The 17726-nt window shown below is 63.5% G+C and carries 15 protein-coding genes and 1 pseudogene; 4 read left to right on the top strand and 12 right to left on the bottom strand.

Annotated features, from left to right (window positions below):
- Positions 1-184: 184 nt before the first annotated feature.
- From ACOYQJ_RS14290 to ACOYQJ_RS14255, 8 genes and pseudogenes are all read right to left on the bottom strand, one after another.
- Positions 185-517, bottom strand: a complete 333-nt coding sequence (locus ACOYQJ_RS14290) for an amidohydrolase family protein (protein ID WP_422906708.1) — start codon at positions 515-517, stop codon at positions 185-187.
- Positions 514-2061 (bottom strand): annotated as a pseudogene (locus tag ACOYQJ_RS14285) (tripartite tricarboxylate transporter permease). Before ACOYQJ_RS14285 ends, ACOYQJ_RS14290 begins: the two are co-directional and overlap by 4 nt.
- Positions 2058-3185: an aminoglycoside phosphotransferase/kinase family protein gene (locus ACOYQJ_RS14280; RefSeq protein ID WP_422906707.1), complete on the bottom strand. Its 1128-nt coding sequence runs from the start codon at positions 3183-3185 to the stop codon at positions 2058-2060. Before ACOYQJ_RS14280 ends, ACOYQJ_RS14285 begins: the two are co-directional and overlap by 4 nt.
- Positions 3178-4419 carry a phosphotransferase family protein gene (locus tag ACOYQJ_RS14275; protein WP_422906706.1) on the bottom strand — a complete coding sequence of 414 codons (1242 nt, stop codon included), beginning with the start codon at positions 4417-4419 and terminating at the stop codon, positions 3178-3180. Before ACOYQJ_RS14275 ends, ACOYQJ_RS14280 begins: the two co-directional genes overlap by 8 nt.
- Positions 4416-6179: an ABC transporter ATP-binding protein gene (locus ACOYQJ_RS14270; RefSeq protein WP_422906705.1), complete on the bottom strand. Its 1764-nt coding sequence runs from the start codon at positions 6177-6179 to the stop codon at positions 4416-4418. Before ACOYQJ_RS14270 ends, ACOYQJ_RS14275 begins: the two co-directional genes overlap by 4 nt.
- Entirely contained in the window at positions 6176-7336 is a 1161-nt protein-coding gene (locus ACOYQJ_RS14265; RefSeq protein WP_422906704.1) for a glycosyltransferase family 4 protein, read from the bottom strand. The genes ACOYQJ_RS14270 and ACOYQJ_RS14265 overlap by 4 nt, the downstream gene beginning before the upstream one ends.
- The gene (locus ACOYQJ_RS14260) at positions 7336-8556 is read right to left on the bottom strand and encodes a glycosyltransferase family 4 protein (protein ID WP_422906703.1); all 1221 of its coding nucleotides are present in this window, start codon (positions 8554-8556) and stop codon (positions 7336-7338) included. The genes ACOYQJ_RS14265 and ACOYQJ_RS14260 overlap by 1 nt, the downstream gene beginning before the upstream one ends.
- Positions 8540-10093: a response regulator gene (locus tag ACOYQJ_RS14255; RefSeq protein ID WP_422906702.1), complete on the bottom strand. Its 1554-nt coding sequence runs from the start codon at positions 10091-10093 to the stop codon at positions 8540-8542. Before ACOYQJ_RS14255 ends, ACOYQJ_RS14260 begins: the two co-directional genes overlap by 17 nt.
- 189 nt (positions 10094-10282) lie before the next feature.
- On the opposite strand from ACOYQJ_RS14255, the gene ACOYQJ_RS14250 reads away from it, so the two are divergent.
- Genes ACOYQJ_RS14250 through ACOYQJ_RS14240 form a run of 3 tightly spaced genes read left to right on the top strand, consistent with a single transcriptional unit; the run spans position 10283 to position 12893 of the window.
- Complete coding sequence (locus ACOYQJ_RS14250) at positions 10283-11656, top strand: sensor histidine kinase (RefSeq protein ID WP_422906701.1); 1374 nt, start codon at positions 10283-10285, stop codon at positions 11654-11656.
- Between the two features lie 3 nt (positions 11657-11659).
- Positions 11660-11836 carry a response regulator gene (locus ACOYQJ_RS14245; RefSeq protein WP_422906700.1) on the top strand — a complete coding sequence of 59 codons (177 nt, stop codon included), beginning with the start codon at positions 11660-11662 and terminating at the stop codon, positions 11834-11836.
- Positions 11778-12893 (top strand): sigma-54-dependent transcriptional regulator, encoded by a 1116-nt coding sequence (locus ACOYQJ_RS14240; RefSeq protein ID WP_422906699.1) that lies wholly within the window; start codon positions 11778-11780, stop codon positions 12891-12893. The genes ACOYQJ_RS14245 and ACOYQJ_RS14240 overlap by 59 nt, the downstream gene beginning before the upstream one ends.
- On the opposite strand, the gene ACOYQJ_RS14235 is transcribed toward ACOYQJ_RS14240, so the two are convergent.
- The 4 genes from ACOYQJ_RS14235 to ACOYQJ_RS14220 all read right to left on the bottom strand — a co-directional run bounded on the left by ACOYQJ_RS14235 (position 12838) and on the right by ACOYQJ_RS14220 (position 15491).
- Complete coding sequence (locus ACOYQJ_RS14235; protein WP_422906698.1) at positions 12838-13566, bottom strand: phosphotransferase family protein; 729 nt, start codon at positions 13564-13566, stop codon at positions 12838-12840. The two genes, ACOYQJ_RS14240 and ACOYQJ_RS14235, sit on opposite strands and share 56 nt — an antisense overlap.
- A complete protein-coding gene (locus ACOYQJ_RS14230; protein WP_422906697.1) occupies positions 13563-14552 on the bottom strand; it encodes a hypothetical protein in 990 nt (329 codons plus the stop codon). The genes ACOYQJ_RS14235 and ACOYQJ_RS14230 overlap by 4 nt, the downstream gene beginning before the upstream one ends.
- A gap of 102 nt (positions 14553-14654) precedes the next feature.
- Positions 14655-14846 carry a YgaP family membrane protein gene (locus ACOYQJ_RS14225; protein ID WP_121629059.1) on the bottom strand — a complete coding sequence of 64 codons (192 nt, stop codon included), beginning with the start codon at positions 14844-14846 and terminating at the stop codon, positions 14655-14657.
- Between the two features lie 69 nt (positions 14847-14915).
- On the bottom strand, positions 14916-15491 hold the full coding sequence (locus tag ACOYQJ_RS14220; protein WP_422906877.1) for a Crp/Fnr family transcriptional regulator: 576 nt from the start codon (positions 15489-15491) through the stop codon (positions 14916-14918).
- Between the two features lie 208 nt (positions 15492-15699).
- Here ACOYQJ_RS14220 and ACOYQJ_RS14215 point away from each other — a divergent pair, with 208 nt between their 5' ends.
- Positions 15700-17697, top strand: coding sequence for a methyl-accepting chemotaxis protein (locus ACOYQJ_RS14215; RefSeq protein ID WP_422906696.1), 1998 nt, complete (start codon positions 15700-15702; stop codon positions 17695-17697).
- The last annotated feature ends 29 nt before the right edge of the window (positions 17698-17726 follow it).

The following is a 17726-nucleotide window of genomic DNA, read 5'->3' as shown; positions in this document are numbered from 1 at the left end:
ACAGACGCCTGGGCGGCGCCATCTGTTCCGCGAGAAGGAACCTGTCGCGCCGATTGGAGGCTGCGGCCTTGACGCGACCCGCGCCCCGCGGCAGGTCGGTAGGCAAAGTTGGGGAGCACCATGGAACGATCCGAAGACATCCGCGCCAAGCTCGAGAAGCTGGAACAGCTCTTTGCGCGTGGCGCTACGCCAACTGCCCGAGCGCGCTGTCGCCGAGCCTTACGCGGTCCTGAATGCGGGTCGCGCGTACCCCTGCCGCATGCAGCGCACGCAGATCGGCCTGGACGTCGATCACGGCGACGCCGCGCAGGGCGACGGGACATTCGACCCCCAGCACCTCGACCAATCGAGTGTTGTCCGTGCCGTCGACCGAAGCCTGCACCACCACCGCGCGGCGCACGCCCAAGGGCGCTGCCTCTGCCATGAAGTCGCGGATATCGCGGGCGGGCGGGACGTAGGCTCCGGTTTGCGGTGCGGCGTCCTTGGCGAAGGAATGCAGATGGCAGTCGGTGATCATGTCCGCGCCTTTCGCAGGCTCAGGGCGAGGCTGATCGCCAGGGAAAGGCCGATAAGCGCCAAAAGGCCAATGGTGATGGGGGATCCGACGAAGATGCCATAGCCGCCGCCCGAGGTCAGCAACGCTTGCCTCAGGCTCTGTTCGAACGGCGCGCCGAGGATCAGGCCGATCAGCAGCGGCGGCACGGGGTAATTGGCGCGGCGGAACAGAAAGCCCAGCACGCCCGCGCCCAGCATCACCCAGACGTCGAACAGGCTGTTGTTCACGGAAAACGCACCGAAGATGGCGAGGATCGCGATTGCGGGCAGCAGATGGCGCGGCTGGATGCGGGTGACGTGGATTGCTATGCGGAAGAACAGCAGGCCAAGGATCACCGTCGGGATCGACGACAGCAAAAGCGCCTCGAAGATGGCATAGACCTCCAGCCCGTGGTCGCGGAACAGAAACGGCCCCGGCGCCAGCCCGTGCAGCATGAAGGCGCCCAGTATCATCGCCGTCACCGCATCGCCGGGAATCCCCAGCGCCAGCGTCGGAACCAGCGCGCCGCCGGTGACCGCGTTGTTGGCAGCCTCGGGTGCTGCGACGCCCTCGGGCGCGCCCTTGCCGAACTGGCTTGCGTCGGCGGAGCGCGAGCGCGCGAGGTTGTAGCTCATGAAGGCGGGCACGGTGGACCCGATCCCCGGCAGAATGCCGACGAAGGTGCCGATGACCGAGGACAAGAGCAACGTTACTCGCATCCGCCAAAGTTCGATCTACCGCACGACAGAGCTTTTCAGCGGTGGCACGCCGACATCGCCCACCAGCGGTTCGCGGTCAAAGGCCTGCAAAAGGACGTCGGACATTGCGAAGAGTCCGATCAGCACCGGGATCAACTGGAACCCGTTCTCAAAGGCGAAGGAGCCGAAAGTGAAACGTGGCGTGCCGCTGATCGGGTCGAGACCGACGATGCCCGCGCAGGCCCCGACCAGCACCATGATCAGCGCGTCGAGCTTCGATCCGCCGCCGAACAGCACGATCACCAGCAACGCAAACAGCATCAGCATCGCTATCTCCGCCGGGCCGAAATCCAGCGCGAACCGCGCCAGCGGCTCGGCCAGGGCCATCAGGACGACGCAGCTGAAGATGTTGCCGATGACACTGGCATAGAGGGCAAACCGCAGCTGCCGTTCGAGCGCCAAGGTCTGCGGATCACGCCATTTGTCGTCATAGATGTTGTGGTAATGCGCGACGATCTTCAGCCTTGGGCGCAGGACCGCCCCGGCCAGACGGGCATAGAGGTTTGGGCGGAAAGAGTGGCAATGCAGGATGTCAATGCGGTTGTCGCTCAGCCAGCCCAGCAAATCCGTCATGGCCCCTGTCTTGCCCCCTTGGTCGGAGGCACTGGCACAAGAGCAATCGAGGCTGGTGTCGGTCGCACCAGCCTTGAGGTGAAACAGATGTGGGGCGATCCGGGTGCGATCCGCTGCGCGGATCAGGGCATGTGCAACCTGTGGTACGCCGCCCCGTCCGGGACTGTTGAGAACATGGGCCACCCGTAATGTCATGGCATCTCACGCAGCAATTCGGCAGCCCGAGCCTCGGCCTCCGGTGCGGGATGCTGGGCGTGGAATTTGGCGAGCCGCAGGGCCACCACCGCACGGCACCAGTCGAACTCGGCGTCCCTGTATTGCAGAACGAACGCGCGCGCGCGCCTGACCGCCTCAAGCGGCATGCCATCCTGCGCTGCCATCACCAGCCGTCCGTCCAACATGGCGCGGTCATAGGCGGCGGGGCCGATTGACATCGTCTCGGTGTCGATCAGGGTCACGCGGCTTTCATTCAGAAACACATGTTCCAGCTTCATGTCACCATGGATCTGGCGCAGGTCCATATGCGGGACCTCTCTCAAACGCTGCAGGGTTTGCTCGGACGCATCGGCAAGGGCTGGAAACACCGTCACCACCATATCTCGTGCGGCATGGGCAACCGCCAGCAGGGCATCGACATCCTTCTGGCGCCCCGCCATAGCAGGCAGCGCATTGAGCGTATCCAATGCGGTCAAACTCGCGTGCATCGCACGCTCCAGTTCCGATCCCAGCAAGAACCTGTCAAGAGGGCTGCCCTGCGCGGCTTGATAGGCGATGGTCTTGAGTTCCGGCAGAGTCCCGAGCGTGCCTGCGATATCAAGGCCCGTGCCGTTCAGCGCCCGGCGAAATGCAGCATTGGCCAGCGCCAACGCCTCGACGTCCTCGTCGGCGATCACCTTGATGTAGCTGGTGCTTCCATCAAGGCCCTTCGCTCGAAAAGTGCAGGAAAGCCCCGGACGATAGCGCAGCATCTGCAGCCCGCTTGCGGCGTCTGTTCCGATCAGGGCCGGGGCGACTGCTTGCCATGACCGCAAGAGGGCTGCGATCTCGGGAAGGCGATGATCGTTCGGAAATGGGTCGAACACCGTGCCGGTCCGATCATCCAGACGCGATCCGCGATTGCGCCGCGCAATGCGCCGCCCCTTGTCCCCGGCAAAGGCCCAAAGCGCGCCTTCGCCCGCCGGGCTTGTGACATGCAGGATCGCGCGCTTGCCTTGCCGGTATCGCAGGCGCATCAGGCCCGTGTCCGGAACACCGGTAATCTGTGACAGCGCCTCGCTCGACAAGTCGCTCAGGATGGGCAGGGCAGGGTCGTCAATCATGGGCGATCAGAGCCTCAGCCTGCAAGGCTCCCTGCTGGGGCATGGGCATGTCCGTGAAGGCGTATATCATGCACAGCCGCAGGAGCGCGGCGCGACGCCATAGCCGCAAGTCGCGCTCAGGAACATGGCGCATGGCATTGCTTATCGCGGTCTCGAAGGCGGCGCGCGGGCGTCCTGCCGTGACCTCCATGAGGAAGAGGTGGGCCATCAGGTTGCCTGCATCCATCGCTGGATGGCCCAGACACAGCGTGTCGAAGTCCAGCAAACCCGCGCGCGGCCCGTCCAGCAGGATCTGTTTCTCGTGCAGATCACGATGACACGGCACTGCCTGTGTCGAGGTTGTCTCAAGCGCAGTGCAGACGACATCGAGGGCTTTGGCCATGGCTTCGGCGCGGGAGGGGAAGACTTGGGCCAGACGGAGGAGCCAAACCCGCAAGAGCGCCGCCTCGGCCATGCCTCCATGTTCCGGGATCTCGGTCAGTTGCAGGTCTTGCAGGCGATTCAGCGCCCGTCCAACGGCGTGGCAGGCCCGGAACCCGTCACAGCCCTCGAAGGATGGGGCAGTGCCCGGCAGTTCGGCAAACAACGCAATTCCCATCTCGGGCATCTGCCCGAGTGGTTCCGGGATGCGCAGCGCCTTGTCCTGCTTCACCACGGACCACAAATGTTGATGCCTCGAAAAGGCGCGCGTGCCCGAGCCGCTCTTGTCCGTGCGCAGACGGGCATAGCGCACGCGTCCATCGGCACCCTCGCAGCGCAGCACGGCGCGTTTGCCCAATCGGTGCGCCATCAGCGTCACGGTCACGGGCCCCGGGTCATTTCCTTCGATCGTGGCAATCAGCGCACGGGCCTCCGCCGGATCGTGCAGCAGGCGCAAGCCCGGCAGCCGTGCGTCCAGTCCCGGACGCCGCAGCACCAATCCCGACGCCGGGTCAGCCAGAACCGAGCCACTGTCCAGTGCTCCTCCCAGACCGCGCCGCGACTTGCCCAGACTGGCGCGCAGGCGCTCTGCCTCTGCCTCGCAGTCGGCACCGTGATGCTCAGCCAAGATCACGGCATCCTCCTGCGCATAGACCAACTGAAGCGGGCGGCGATCCGACATCAGCACCCGCCGCAAACGTGGACGACCCGATAAGCCGGAGACTTTGGTCACGGCATCGACAGACGGGCCGGCCGCCAGTAGCGCAGCAAGCACTGCGCCGGGGTCCTTGACGAATTTCGTGTGCCGGGTCATGCGGGCACTCCCATGTCGGAACACTGCAGTTCGGTGAATCGGCCGTTCTCCAGCCAAACCACCCGGTCCGCCAATTGCAGCGAAAGCGGATCATGCGCGATCAGCAAGGTTGTGCGGCCCTCGGAGGCGCGGCGCAGTTCCCCCATCAGGGCCTGCGCGGTCGCCCGATCAAGGCCGGTCAGCGGTTCGTCAAGGATCAGGATCGGGGCGTCGCGCAACATTGCGCGGGCGATGGCGATGCGTTGACGTTGTCCGCCGGACACGGTCTCGCCCCGCTCGCCCAGTACGGTGTCAAACCCTTGCGGCAGCGCGGCGATGAAACGCTCGGCCCCGGCGGCACGGGCGGCCTCTATGATCTGGTCTTCGCTGGCCCCATCGCGACCATAGGCGATGTTCTCCCGGATGGTCGATCCGAACAGAACGGCCTCTTGCAGCACGACCGCGATATTCCCGCGCAAGCTTTCCAAGGTGAAATCTCGGATGTCATGTCCATCAATTGACACGCGTCCGCGATCCGGGTCGTAGAACCGCATCAAGAGCTTGGCGACCGACGACTTTCCTGCACCGCTTTCGCCGATCAGAGCGACGGTCTCGCCGGGGCGTATTGTCAGGTCGGCATCACTCAGGACGGGGACACCGTCGCCCGGATAGGCAAAGCACACGTCACGCAAGGCAATCTGGCCGGTCAGACGCGGGGCCGTGCTGGCACCCGGCCTGTCTTCGACACCAGGTTTGAGGTCGAAGATTTCCAACAATCGTTCGCCGCTGGCGCTGGCCTTGGCGACACGGGCCGTCATCGAGGCCATCTTGCGCACCGGCTTGTAAAGGGTCGACAAATACGCCGTAAAGACGAGCAGATCACCGGGCGTGATTGCCCCCGCACGCACGCGCGTGACGCCATACCACAGCACCAGCGCGGTTCCACCGGCAAGCAATACTTGCGTGATCCGGTCCATATGGGCGGCCAGTCGAGTGGCCCTTACGCCGGCCTCGGCCGAGGCACCATTCTGGCGCGAAAACCGCTCTTCCTCAAAGGCTTCGCGGGCAAAACCCTTGACCACGTTGATCGCCGATATGCCCTCGGTCATGACGACGGCAATCTTGCCTTCCTTGCGGCGTTGCTTGCGTGCAGCGCCCTTGATGCGCGTTCCGAAGTGGCGCGTCAGCAGCCAGAGCGGCGGCAGGATCGTCAGCGCGGCCAGCGTCAGACGCCAGTCCATCCAGAGCATCACACCGATGGTCACGCCGATCACGAGGATACGCGCGGCAAAGAAAACGACCGCATCGATCAGCAGGTCCCGCATCATCCTCACATCGCCGGTGAGCCGCGCGATGATGTCGCCGGTCGAAGCGGTATCGTGGAAGGAATGCGACAGCCGATGGATATGGCGATAGAGGTCGAGCCGGATCGCAGCGACGACCTTTTGGCCGACAGCGGCGATCAGGTATGCTTGGACAAAGCCTGCCGCGCCGCCGACCAGCGCGATCAGAAGCAAGCCAATGGCGGTTGCCGCCAGCAGCCCGTCGCCCGAGCCGAACAGGCCGGTCAGCCATCCGGTCACGGCGTCGGGGTCGTCCTGCGGGATCAGCAAACCGTCGAAGACGATCTTGAGCGGCCAGGGGCGGGCGACCTCGGCCAACGCGACACCGACCATCGCGAGACCGGCCAGGGCCAGCCGCCCCCGCCACTTGCGCAGATGCGGCCCCATGCGGCGGAACAGGCGGCGCAGGGTCTTGGCTTCGATCCGATCCCGGCTCATGCGGCGGCCCTTTTCGCGGCAAGGTGGCGCAACACGGCGCGGGCATTGTCCGTCCAGTCATGGCGCCGCCCTTCGACTGCGCTGGCAGCGGCCATGCGGGCGAGGCGGGCCGGGTCCCGGGAAAGCGCGCGGAGACAGTGCGCGAGGGCATTGGCATCGCCTGGCGGCAACAGGCAGGCGGCGTCGGACCCGGTCAGCAGGCCAGATGTCTGGCCGATGTCGCTGGCGACGACAGGTCGCCCCATGGCGAGATATTCATAAAGTTTCAGGGGCGAGAAATAGTGATCCTCGGTCGCAGGATAAGGCGCGGAGGCGACGTCCATCCGCGCGATGAGAGGCGGCAAGGCGTGATGATCGACCCAGCCGGTCAGCGTTACCGCGTCCTGCAATTCCGCGCCGGCGACGAACCCTTCGATCCAACCCTTTTTCGGGCCGTCCCCGACAATAAGCAGATGAGCCTCGGGCACATCGCGGCGCAGCACGCGGAAGGCGCGCAGCAGGGAGTCCACCCCGTGCCACATCTTGAGCGAGCCGGTGAATCCTACGCAAAAAGCTCCTTCGGGTACGGGCGCGCTGGCCTTGATGTCCGGATGGAAAGCCGCAGTATCGACGGCGTTGCCGATGACCTTGACGGCCTCGCGCGGCGCGCCCTGTCGCATCAGCCAGACGCCAACTTGATCCGAGACGGCGGCCAGCAGGGTTGCGCCTCGCAGCACCTCGGTTTCGATCTTTTGTGCTTCGACCTCACAGGTCAACTCGCGAAAGGCGCGCTGTTCGTTGATCAGCGGCGCGTTGACTTCGATAGCTACCGGAATACCTAGACGCCGGGCCGCGCGCACGCCCGCCGCCGACCAAAGCGAATACCGTTCGTAGATCATGTCAAAGGGCGCCTCGGCGTGCAGGGCGACGAGGCGGTCCTCGATGGCGCGGGCCTGCGCCATGGCAGCGCGCTCCTTGGCGGCGCGGTCCGTGCCGGGCTGGGTCTGGGGGATCTCTTCGACATGCAACGGGCCATCGCCCCCGGCGCGCGCGGTGACACAGGCCACATCATGCCCCAGCGCCTCGAAGGCGTGGATCATCGCCTGAATGTGGATCGACGCACCCTTGGCACCAAAGACCGGAATACCCCGGTCGGCCGAGACATAGGCGATGCGCATCACGCGGCCTCCCCGATGCGGGGGGCCGTTGAGGGATGCATCAGCAAGGCGCGCAGCCGGGCCGCGTTGGTCGTCAGGTCGAACAGCAGTTCAGCCCGAGCCCGTCCGGCCCCACCCATCTGCGCCGCACGGGCGGGGTCGGACAGGATATCACCAAGAGCCGCTGCCAACATCGGCGGCTTGTCTGGTGGACAAAGCAAACCGGTCACGTCGTCTTCGACGATTTCAGGCCCACCCGCGACGGTGGTTGTCACGACCGGCAGACCGCGTGCCATTGCCTCCAGCAACACGGTCGGCAGCCCGTCCCTGTCGCCGGTGTCGGTGACCACGCACGGTAGGACGGCCGCCTGCGCCTGTGCCATATGCGCGACGAGTTTCTCCTGCGGGATCGCCCCGCAAAGCAGGATCCGGGTTTCCAACCCCAAGCCTTCGATCTGCGCCTGCAATGGTTGCCGCAACGGGCCATCGCCGACGATATCGAGGCTGAAACTCTGGCCACGATCTCGCAGCAGAGCGCAGGCCTCGATCAGGTCGGCAAAGCCTTTCTTCTCGACCAAGCGGCCAACGGCGAGCAGGTGACCGGGGCGCTGTGAGCCACATGACACAGGCGGGAAGGCCGTGAGATCAATACCGTTATACAGCCTCAGGATACGGCTGGCGGCTTGGGGGCAAAGCTGGCGCAGATGGCGCGCATTGCTGTCGGACACCGTCACGACAAAGGCGGCAGCGGCCAGCTTGGCGCGACGCATGGCTGCATCTGCCTGAGGCGAGACATAGGTGTGCCAGATGTCACGCGCATGGGCCGTGTACGAGAAGGTGCCGCACATTTTGCGCGCGGCCAACAGCGCAGCGGTCGTTGCGTCGGATCCGAAATGGGCATGCAGATGCGTCACGCGAAGGCCCCGTGCGGCCTCGGCAATGGCGTTGGCTTGCGCCAAAAGCCGCGCCCGCTGCGCGTCGGTCTTCCCCGAAAATAGGGCGCTGTCGCCCGGATCGGCAACCTGTGCACCTTTGAGACCATCGAGATAGGTCACTTGCGCCTTCAGATCGGCCAGACGGGCATGCCGTGGCTCGTCTGGCGGGCGGCGCAGGGAAAAGACATGAACTTCGGCACCGGCTGCCTCGTGGGCGAGCAGCTCGTTCAGGATGAAGGTCTCGGAGAATCGCGGAAAACGTTTGAGCACATAGGCGATTTTCGGGGTTTCAGGAGTCTGCGGCATGGATGGCCTCCTGTTTGTTGGCTTGGGTCTCGATAAGGGCCTGAAGGACGCGTGCGGCTTGCTCGGCACCGTCCATCTTCAAAGCGTTGGGCGGGACAAACGGCACTGGCTCGGTCAGCACGCGCGCGAGTGTTTTTGGCGTCAGCGTCTCGCGGTCGAGGATGCGGGCCAGCCCCAGCGCCGACAGACGGTCCGCGCGCAGGCGTTGCTCTGCGGAAGGACCAAGGCGTGGGACGGTCACGACCGGGCAACCCATGGCCAGAGCCTCGTTGATGGAGTTGTAGCCGGTCATGGTGATCAGCAGATCGGCCCGGGCCATCTCCTCCGTGAGATCGGAGACATGCCTCTTGAGCTCAATCCCCAGAGTGGCGGCGCGGATCGCAGCTTCGGCCTGCAGTTCGACATCCATCAGAGGGCCGGTGACGATTGTCATGGCTGGACGCTTGGGTTTGGGCAGGCCGGCAAAGGCTGAGATCACAGCGTCGATCAACGGATAGGCATCGCGCCCTCCGCCGCCTGACACCAGCACATGGCGCGGGCGCTTGCGCGGGCGCGCGAGGGCAGGGCCAAGCTGCTTCCCGGTGACGATGCCACAGGTCCGGGTCTGGGCGGGCAGGTCGTAGGCGGAGATGCTGTCGAAGAAGACTGGATCACCGTAGACCAACACTTGATCGTAGAGGTCGCGCACGATCCGGTTGGCGCCGCTGCATGCCCAAGCCTGCATCACGCGGTCGGGCGCATCGAGGATATCCCGCAGGCCAAGAACGGTGCGTGTGCCGCCCTCGACCCGGATACGGCGCAGGGTTGCCTCCAGCTCGCCCATGACCCCGCCCGGCTCGTGATCTACCAGCAAGAGATCCGGGCGAAGGTTGCTCAGCACGCCCTCGATCACGCCCCGGCGCAGACGCCTGATCGCCTCAGTTTCCAGCCGCAGGCTGCCTGCGGCAAAGGCTCCGCGCCCCAGCTTGGTCAGCGAAGGCAGCTTCACGTAGTCGATCCCCGGCACACTTTCAAAGACCATGCCCGCCGGACAACCAACCAACATCAAAACCGAGGCATCGGGCATCCGCGACACCAGCGCCTTGGCGATGGCTGAATTGCGTCGCATGTGGCCCAGACCGATGGTGTCATGCGAATACATGACCACCGACGAGCCCTGCGGGCGCGGACCGTCGACCCGGCCACGGGTCAGTGCCGCGACCAACTCGCGCAGACGCGACAGGGCAAAGGGCTTCGCAAGAAAGGCCGCAACAGCCAACCCCTCGGCGCGGCTGCGGTTCTTGACGCTGTCCTGTCCGGTCATCACGATGACTGGCGTGTCGCGCAGATGGTCCGTCACGTCCGACAGGGTGCTCAGCCCGTCTCCGTCTCCCAGTGAAATATCGGCGATGACCAGATCGAAGGCTTGGGACCGCAAAGCATCGCGCATCGTCCGGGCCGAAGATGCATGCGTCACCTCGACAGGGCCGCGGGCCAGCGCCTTGACGATGTTGCGCGCAAGAACGGGCTCGTCTTCGCAAAGCAGGATACGCTGCATGGGGGCCTCCTTGGTTGCTGCCAGTCTGGCGCATGGCAACATTCATGGCGACGAGGCGGACTGCGAAGCTTGGGGGATTTGCCGCAGCAAGTTTGGGGGATATCCCCCACCGATTCCACGCGCAGGCGGATTGCCGCGCAGGTCCCCGGCGGCATAGGCTCGGCAAAGTTGTTAGCATGAGAGACCCATATGCCCGGCACATTGTCGCTTCGCGATTCCCCGCACTACTTTCGGGTTCTCGTCATGTTCGTGGTCACGAGCCTGACGGCGATCTTTGCCACGACGGCGATCCTGTCGACCTACCTGGCCAGCTACATGACCAGCCAGATGATGCTGCGCGACGCACAGGTCTCGATGGAGTTCCTGAACTCCATCGTCCGGGTCGAAAACGCCAACGGCTATTTCCTCGGGGAACCGGCCGAAGGCGACAACGTCGCCGACACCAAGGAACTCATCGTACATGTCTCACGCCTGCCCGATGTGTTCCGCGCCAATGTCTATAGCTTTGATGGAGAAGTGCTGTGGTCCAGCGACAAGGAACTGGTGGGGCGGACCTTCGATGACAATCACGAACTCGAAGCTGCGATGCGCGGCGAATTGCATCCCGAAGTCGTCGTGGTCGACCGTGGTGAAAAAGAGGAACATGTCGGTTTGCCCGACGATGTAGAGGAATTCATCGAATATTACATTCCCATCTGGTCAGCCGACGGCAGTTTCGTCGTCGGCGCGGTCGAGGTCTATAAGGCTCCCGTAAGCTTGCTGGCGGCGATCCACGGGACCGTGCGGCTTGCCCGCATCGGGGCGTTCGTCGCGGGGATCATCCTGTTTCTCGGCCTGCTTTTGGTCGTGCTCTATGCGACCCGCATTCTGCGCAGGCAAGAGGCGCGGCTGGTCGAGGCCGAACGTCTGGCGGTGGTGGGCGAGATGGCTTCTGCCGTGGCCCATGGCCTGCGCAACCCGCTGGCGGCGATCCGGTCCTGTGCAGAGTTGATGGACGAGGACGACTTGCCGGATCACAGCCGCGACACGGTGCAGGATATCGTAGATCAGGTCGACCGGCTGGAGGCCTGGATCAGATCGTTCCTCGTGCGGACACGGTCCGATCCGGGCGGGGCGGGTGACACGGCGCATGTGGACGTCATCGTTCAGCGCAGCCTGCGCAATTTCGACGCGCAACTGCGCAAGCGCAGGATTGCCGTCGAATTAGTCGGCAGCGAAGGCAACTCGGTGGCCAAAGGCGGGTCGAACGAAATCGAGCAAGTTCTGAACACGATCCTGTCGAATGCCATCGAGGCGATGACGGAAGGCGGCACGATCCGGATCGGATGGGCGCCGGCGCCGGGTCGTCGCATCGCGCTGACCGTGGCCGACAGCGGTCCTGGCCTGAGCGAAGCGCAATTGCAGACCCTTTTCAAACCCTTCCAGACGTCCAAGGCTGCCGGGCTTGGAGTCGGCTTGGCCCTTGGCCGTCGCATCGCCGAGCGGCTGGGAGGCTCGCTCGATCTGCGCAACGGTGCCGAGCGCGGTGTCGAAGCAACTTTGATCTTGCCAGCGAGGGCCTGAGAGATGAGCGATATTCTGGTTGTCGAAGACGAAACCGTGCTGGCGAAATCCATCGTCGCGTTTCTGGAACGGCGTGGATTTTCCGCGCGCTTTTACCGTCGATGCGGCTTCGGCAAAGACGATGTTCGAGCGACAGACGCCTCGGTTGGTGATCCTCGATTACAAGCTGAACGAAGATGACGGGCTGGATCTTCTGCGCTGGATGCGCAGGGTCGGCGACCGGGCGCAGGTCGTGATGATGACGGGCCATGGCGATGTTTCGGTCGCGGTTCAGGCAATGAAGGCGGGCGCGCGCGATTTCCTGACAAAGCCCGCGCCGCTGGCCTCGATCGCGGCCATCGCATCAGAGCTGATGTTGGCGGATATGGCACCGGGTCTGGATGCTACGGGCGTCGATCGGATCGTCGGGCGCTCCTCTGCGGCCAATTCGCTGCGCAAGCAGGTCACGCGGCTGGCGGCCGCGGCCACGGGCGCAACCCGACCGGGTGTGTTGATCGTCGGACCACGGGGCTGCGGCAAGGGGCTGGTGGCCACGGCTTTGCACGAAAGCGTGCCAGAGCCGGGCCCAATGATACGCGTGGATTGTTTCCTGTTGGATGATGGCGCAACCGCGCATCTGACCGAGGCTGTCCGTCAGGCCGAGGGTGGCAGCTTGCTCTTGCGTCGGGTCTGCCAGCTTGACGGGGTGGCACAGGCCAGCCTGTTGCGCCTGCTGGACCGTTCGTCGAACCCGCCGTCGCTGATCGCCACGACGGAAAACCATCTTGCCGGGGGCGATGCTTTCCTGCCGGACCTTCTGCTCCGTCTGCAGGTCGGCTGGATCGACGTCCCTGCCTTGATCGAGCGCACGGCCGACATTCTGCCTATTGCCGAGGTCGTCGCACGGCGCCTTGCCCGCGCCGCTGGACAGGCCCGCCCACGTTTTGCCGCCAATGCGCGCGCCGCCTTGCTGGAACATGACTGGCCTGGGAATGTCGCTGAATTGGTCAACTGCGTCGAACGCGCCATGCTGATGCGCGATGACGACCTGATCGACGCGGCACATATCCGCCCCGCCTCAGCTTTGGGGGCGCTGGAAGACACGCCGCTGCCAACACTGAGCGAGCTCGAACAGGGTGCGATCCGAAAGGCGCTGCATCGCACCGGGGGCAATGTCTCGCGCGCGGCACAGATGCTCGGGATCAGTCGGGATACGCTGCGTTACCGAATGGAGAAGTTCGACATGCATCGGGAGTGATCCACGCTGCGATGTCTGCCTCGAAATCGCGACGTGCTTGTTCCCGTAGTTTCAGATGACGCCGGATCAGGGCCAGCGCGGCGAAATGTTCGACCCACGTTGGGTTGGCGGTCTGGTCCAGCCGGAACCATTCGCCTTGAACCGCCTGCCGCCAGTGTTCCAAACGGACTGCGAATGGCCCCGGAAGATCGTCTTGCGTGGCCAGGTTGGCGATCAGGTTCCCAATATCCGCTTCGACCGGACCGATGGCCAGATCGTCGAGGTCGATCAGCCACGCGACGCCATCCTGGGCGGCGATGACCTGGCCCAGGTGGAAGTCTCCATGGATCACTGAGCCACCTCGGGGCGAGGCCTGTGCGAGGCGATGCAAAGCCGCGCGAAGGGACGGATTGGTCAAAAGGTCTAACCGTGGCGAGATCCGCAGCATCGGATCGAACGGGGAGAGGCCGTCCAGCACACTGGTGTGCAGCGGGATCAATGGTGCAAGCCAATCGTCAATTGGGCGCTGCGTCAGCGGCAATCCGGAACAGCCCGCGATCCCCGCGAATACGACGGTCTGGCCGTTGGCGTATGCGGGCGGCGTTATGACCGATTGCTGCCGTAAGTCCATGGAGCGGCGGGCTGCCTCGGTCGCCTGCGCCGCATCCGCAAAGGTCTTGATGAAGCTGCTCATTTGAGGCGCGCCAGAATGGCTGCTGCCCCAGCGGCGCCATCTGCCCCCAGATCGACGGGTGACCGGCGTCGCGGGTGCCTGACCTGGTCGATCAGCCAGTCCGCCGCCGCGTCCTCGCCTTCCGGATCCAGCCCGTGCCCCAAGAGCGGCCCCCAATGGCGCACGCGGGCCTGCTGGTCGTCGTAGCTGCGCGGGATGGCTGTCAGAAGTGTCGGCGTGTCCGTCCCGGCCAGTTCCAGCACCGAGTTGTAACCAGCCGTGGAGATCACGATATCGGCGCACCGAAAGACGTCATTCAATCCACTGCCAGGGTCGATCACCCTGTCGACCTCGGACAAAGCCTGACCGACCGCGCGCGGCCCCAAAGCCTGTGTCACGGCCATCGTGACCTGCTTGCGCGCCCGATCCAGAATGCGCGAGAGTACCGGATAGAGCCGATCACGCGTGTCCCGGGTGCCTCCTCCGCCCGTCGCAAGGATGATCCCTGCCGATTTGTCCAGCGGGCCGCGGCGGCCTGTCTGCCGCACGATCCAGCCGACTCGCACGACCTCTTTCGCAAAGTCGGCTGGCAGGTCAGGCGCCCAATGGCTGGCGGGGTTCGGAACCAGAACCATGTCCCACGCCGCAGGTCCCAGTGCGAATGCTCCAAGCCGGTCGTCAGGCGTTTCCCGCAGGATCAGGACTTGCCGCGACCCGACCTTGGCAAGCCCCGGCACCACCATCATGTCGGAAACGGCCAGCGAGACGCAGATGCGACGCGCCTCGGTTGCCATGTCATCGCGTTCCAGAACGAGGATATTGTCCAATGCGCGCGCTGCGATGGTCGACAATCCTTGTACATCGGCGTTGCACAACAGGCTCAAACGCCCGGCAAAGCCTTGGCGCCGCAGCGCCGAGGCGATGTTGCCAACACGCTGCAGATGCCCCAGCCCGGACCGCGCTGACGCGAAAAAGCCGATATGTCCGGGTGATGCGGCGTCGGTCACCTTGTCTTGTCCTTTTCTGTGGTCGGACAAGGATTGCCCCGCAAGGACCGATCAATCGACTGGCTCGAACGCGGCTGATGGGGCATATGCCCCAGCCCGGGGTCAGGGCTTTAGCGGGCAGGTCTTGATTCCAAGGACCGCATACAGGGGGCAATAGCCCACGAGCCCGGTCAATAATGGTACAAGACCGATCCAGCCCCAGGCTGTCTGCGGCCCGACAAACACCATCGCCAGCAATCCAAGCCCGACGATCACGCGCAAGATACGATCCAGGGTTCCTTCATTCTTCGACATGGGATTATCCTCCGATTTGATATCCTGTGCCGAAGATACCCCGGTGGCGCTGTCTTGACGGTGACAGAGTCACCGCATGTCGCTGGAAATCTCCTCAAGGCCACGTAGGTTCAGGACTTGCACGCCGTGAGCATCTTGCCGAACCAGACCCCGACGCGCGAATTCTGCCAGTCGGCGACTGACATAGGCTCGGCCAGACGCCGTTTCGGTGGCCAGATCGTTGTGGGTTGCAGTGACGAGACCTGCATCGTCGCGCAGGCGCAACAAGGCCTTGGCCAGGCGCGCATCAAAGCCGGTCAGGGCAACGTCTTCGACCAACTGCTGATATTCGGCGAACCGCAATGCTACCGAGGCCATGATGCGGTCACGAAAAACGGCATCCTGGGCCATGCGCGCGCGAAATGCGCCTGGCGGCACCAGCTCGCCCTCCAAATCGGTCTCGGCAATCCCTTCGGCACCATATGGCGTATCGTTGACCAGACAAGAAAAAGTCTGGAGGCAGACATCCCCCGGCGCGACGCGATAGAGCACTACGGTGCGGCCGGTCTGCCCCGTCAAGGTTACTCGAATACTGCCGCGCGCAAGTAGCAGAAACCCCGGGCAATCCTGCCCGGGCTGAAAAAGACGTCTGCCTTTCGGTGCCATGAAGCTGCGCATGATGGGTTGCCTTCCCGGTCTGGGTCGCCTGAGACAACTGCACAATCATCGGCTGATCAATGGGAAACATGCGTGATGCCCACCGGCGCAACTGTGCACAAGTTGTCGAAAAGGCCAAGCTTTCGGTTTTTGACCTTTCATTGAATGTTAGTGCGCAACAGACTTTCTGAAGGCGTCCTTCTTAAAAGGTGCTGCAATGTCTGAACGTTCGGTTGCCCGTCAGGTATTCATTGGTGTCCTCGGAATAGGAGGCCTGACACTTGCCGTTCTGGTTCTGGCCGTTGTTCTCTTGGTTCGGCTTGGGGCGGATACCAAACGCCTTGGTGTCGAACTTGCACCACAGGTCGATGCGGCCATGGAAATCAAGCTGGAAGCCTTGCATGCCCATGTACTGACCGAAGAGATCATGGGCGGTGACGGAGCTGAGTCGACAGACGACGTTTGGCACCACCTTGAAGCCGCACGGGAATTTGCCATGACATTGCTCGAAGGCGGCGAAACGCCGGAGGGCGTGTTCTATCCGTCGGATTCGCCCGAGGTGCGGGCCCGCATCACCGAAGCGCTGACCCAGTTCGAAACCGTCTGGACGCTGACGGAGGAGCGTTTTGCGTCGCTCGCCGATCAGCAGGGCGTCGATAGCGACGCTGACGAGCGCTTTGATGCGCTGTATGACGCCATCGTTGCCGATCTGGCCCGGATTGCCCGCGCCCCCGGGCGCGCCGGGGATATCGACCTGCAAGTGGCTGTCGGAGAAGCACGATACCGATTGGCACACGGGCACCTGATCACCGCGGAAATACTCGGCGGTGATTTCGGTGAGGATTTCGCCGAAGTTACTGACAGTTTCAAAGCGGCTGGTTCCGCTCTTGTCGCCCTGAACCAGGACGATCTGTTCGATGGCATCATCGCACGGATTGATGATCTGTCGTCGCTGGCCGTAACACGATATGAACGCACGTTGGCACGAGCAAAGGCCGCTGCGGAAGGGGACGCCACCTATGATGCGGCTTTTGACGCTTTTCTTGAGAAAGCCGACGAGGCTGAAAGCATGGTTCAGTCTTTCATTGCCGCCGAGTTGGCAAATATGGATCGGCTGAGATGGCTCGGCAGTCTCGTCTTCGCTTTCGCCGCCGTGGTCTTATTGGGGCTGTGCGGTGTTGCGTACCGCCTCTTGTCCAAACGTGTCATCGCGCGTGTCACGGAATTGACGAGCATCATCGAGCGGGTATCCGAGGGCGAGTTTGAGGCAGCCCTGCCTGAATGGACTACCCAGGATGAACTTGGGCGATTGAAAGCGGCCATTGGGACGTTTCAGCAGGTCCTACTTCAGCAACAGAAGCTCGAGGAAGAGGCGCGTCAGGCCATGGCGCGCGCAGAAGCCCAAGGGGAAAAGGCGGAAAAAGCGGCGCGCCACAGCGCCGAAGCCAATGCACATCTGGCGGAAGTAGGTCAGTTGGTCGGGGAGAAATCCGTCCAGTTAATTGAAATATCAAGGCAATTGTCGGAACGACAAGAGCAACAGGCAGATCTTTTGCACGACATCGTTCAGCTCATAGACGGCGTCAAATGTTCTGCCATGGACAATACGCAAGTGGTGCGTGACGCAATTTCCATCGTCAAACAGGCCACAGGCCTGATTCAGGAAGGCAATGATCTTGTGAGCCGCCTCGTGGAAGAGGTGGAGAAGATCACGCAAAGCGGGCAGGAGGTGGCAGGCTATGTCACCACGATCGAAGAGATTTCGTTTCAAACGAACCTTCTGGCACTGAACGCTGCCGTCGAAGCCGCGCGCGCCGGAGAGGCGGGCAAGGGGTTCTCTATCGTCGCCCACGAGGTACGTGATCTTTCTCAGCGCACAGCGGGGGCGGCCTCCAGCATTGCGGATCTCATGGCTGCGACCAACACCTACATTCGATCAGGACGGGAGTCGGTGGATAGTGCGAAACGGCAATTTGAGTTGATCTGTACCGCGATTGCGAGCTTGGAAGACCATCTGGACAAGGTTGGCCACTCCTCCAACCGCCAAACGGAAGCCGTGCAGCAGGCATCCACAATCGTCGGCGAGTTCCAGAACAGCTTTGCTGGAACTCGGAAACTCGCCACAAGCTGTCACAAGACCGGACACGATCTGTCAGTTCAGGCTGCAAAGCTGGATCCCGAAAGCAAGGAAACAGAAAAACTAAACGCCGCTTAGATCCCGGCGAGACAGGCAGTGGACCTCCT

It is taken from the genome of Pacificoceanicola algae, assembly GCF_049341065.1.
GTDB lineage: Bacteria > Pseudomonadota > Alphaproteobacteria > Rhodobacterales > Rhodobacteraceae > Pacificoceanicola.
This window is presented reverse-complemented; position numbering and strand designations above follow the sequence as displayed.

Excerpts from the sequence above, each read along its gene's own strand:
- ACOYQJ_RS14290 (WP_422906708.1), bottom strand. The coding sequence starts at position 517 with ATGATCACCGACTGCCATCTGCATTCCTTCGCCAAGGACGCCGCACCG.
- ACOYQJ_RS14280 (WP_422906707.1), bottom strand. The coding sequence starts at position 3,185 with ATGATTGACGACCCTGCCCTGCCCATCCTGAGCGACTTGTCGAGCGAG.
- ACOYQJ_RS14275 (WP_422906706.1), bottom strand. The coding sequence starts at position 4,419 with ATGACCCGGCACACGAAATTCGTCAAGGACCCCGGCGCAGTGCTTGCT.
- ACOYQJ_RS14270 (WP_422906705.1), bottom strand. The coding sequence starts at position 6,179 with ATGAGCCGGGATCGGATCGAAGCCAAGACCCTGCGCCGCCTGTTCCGC.
- ACOYQJ_RS14265 (WP_422906704.1), bottom strand. The coding sequence starts at position 7,336 with ATGCGCATCGCCTATGTCTCGGCCGACCGGGGTATTCCGGTCTTTGGT.
- ACOYQJ_RS14260 (WP_422906703.1), bottom strand. The coding sequence starts at position 8,556 with ATGCCGCAGACTCCTGAAACCCCGAAAATCGCCTATGTGCTCAAACGT.
- ACOYQJ_RS14255 (WP_422906702.1), bottom strand. The coding sequence starts at position 10,093 with ATGCAGCGTATCCTGCTTTGCGAAGACGAGCCCGTTCTTGCGCGCAAC.
- ACOYQJ_RS14250 (WP_422906701.1), top strand. The coding sequence starts at position 10,283 with ATGCCCGGCACATTGTCGCTTCGCGATTCCCCGCACTACTTTCGGGTT.
- ACOYQJ_RS14245 (WP_422906700.1), top strand. The coding sequence starts at position 11,660 with ATGAGCGATATTCTGGTTGTCGAAGACGAAACCGTGCTGGCGAAATCC.
- ACOYQJ_RS14240 (WP_422906699.1), top strand. The coding sequence starts at position 11,778 with ATGTTCGAGCGACAGACGCCTCGGTTGGTGATCCTCGATTACAAGCTG.
- ACOYQJ_RS14235 (WP_422906698.1), bottom strand. The coding sequence starts at position 13,566 with ATGAGCAGCTTCATCAAGACCTTTGCGGATGCGGCGCAGGCGACCGAG.
- ACOYQJ_RS14225 (WP_121629059.1), bottom strand. The coding sequence starts at position 14,846 with ATGTCGAAGAATGAAGGAACCCTGGATCGTATCTTGCGCGTGATCGTC.
- ACOYQJ_RS14220 (WP_422906877.1), bottom strand. The coding sequence starts at position 15,491 with ATGGCACCGAAAGGCAGACGTCTTTTTCAGCCCGGGCAGGATTGCCCG.
- ACOYQJ_RS14215 (WP_422906696.1), top strand. The coding sequence starts at position 15,700 with ATGTCTGAACGTTCGGTTGCCCGTCAGGTATTCATTGGTGTCCTCGGA.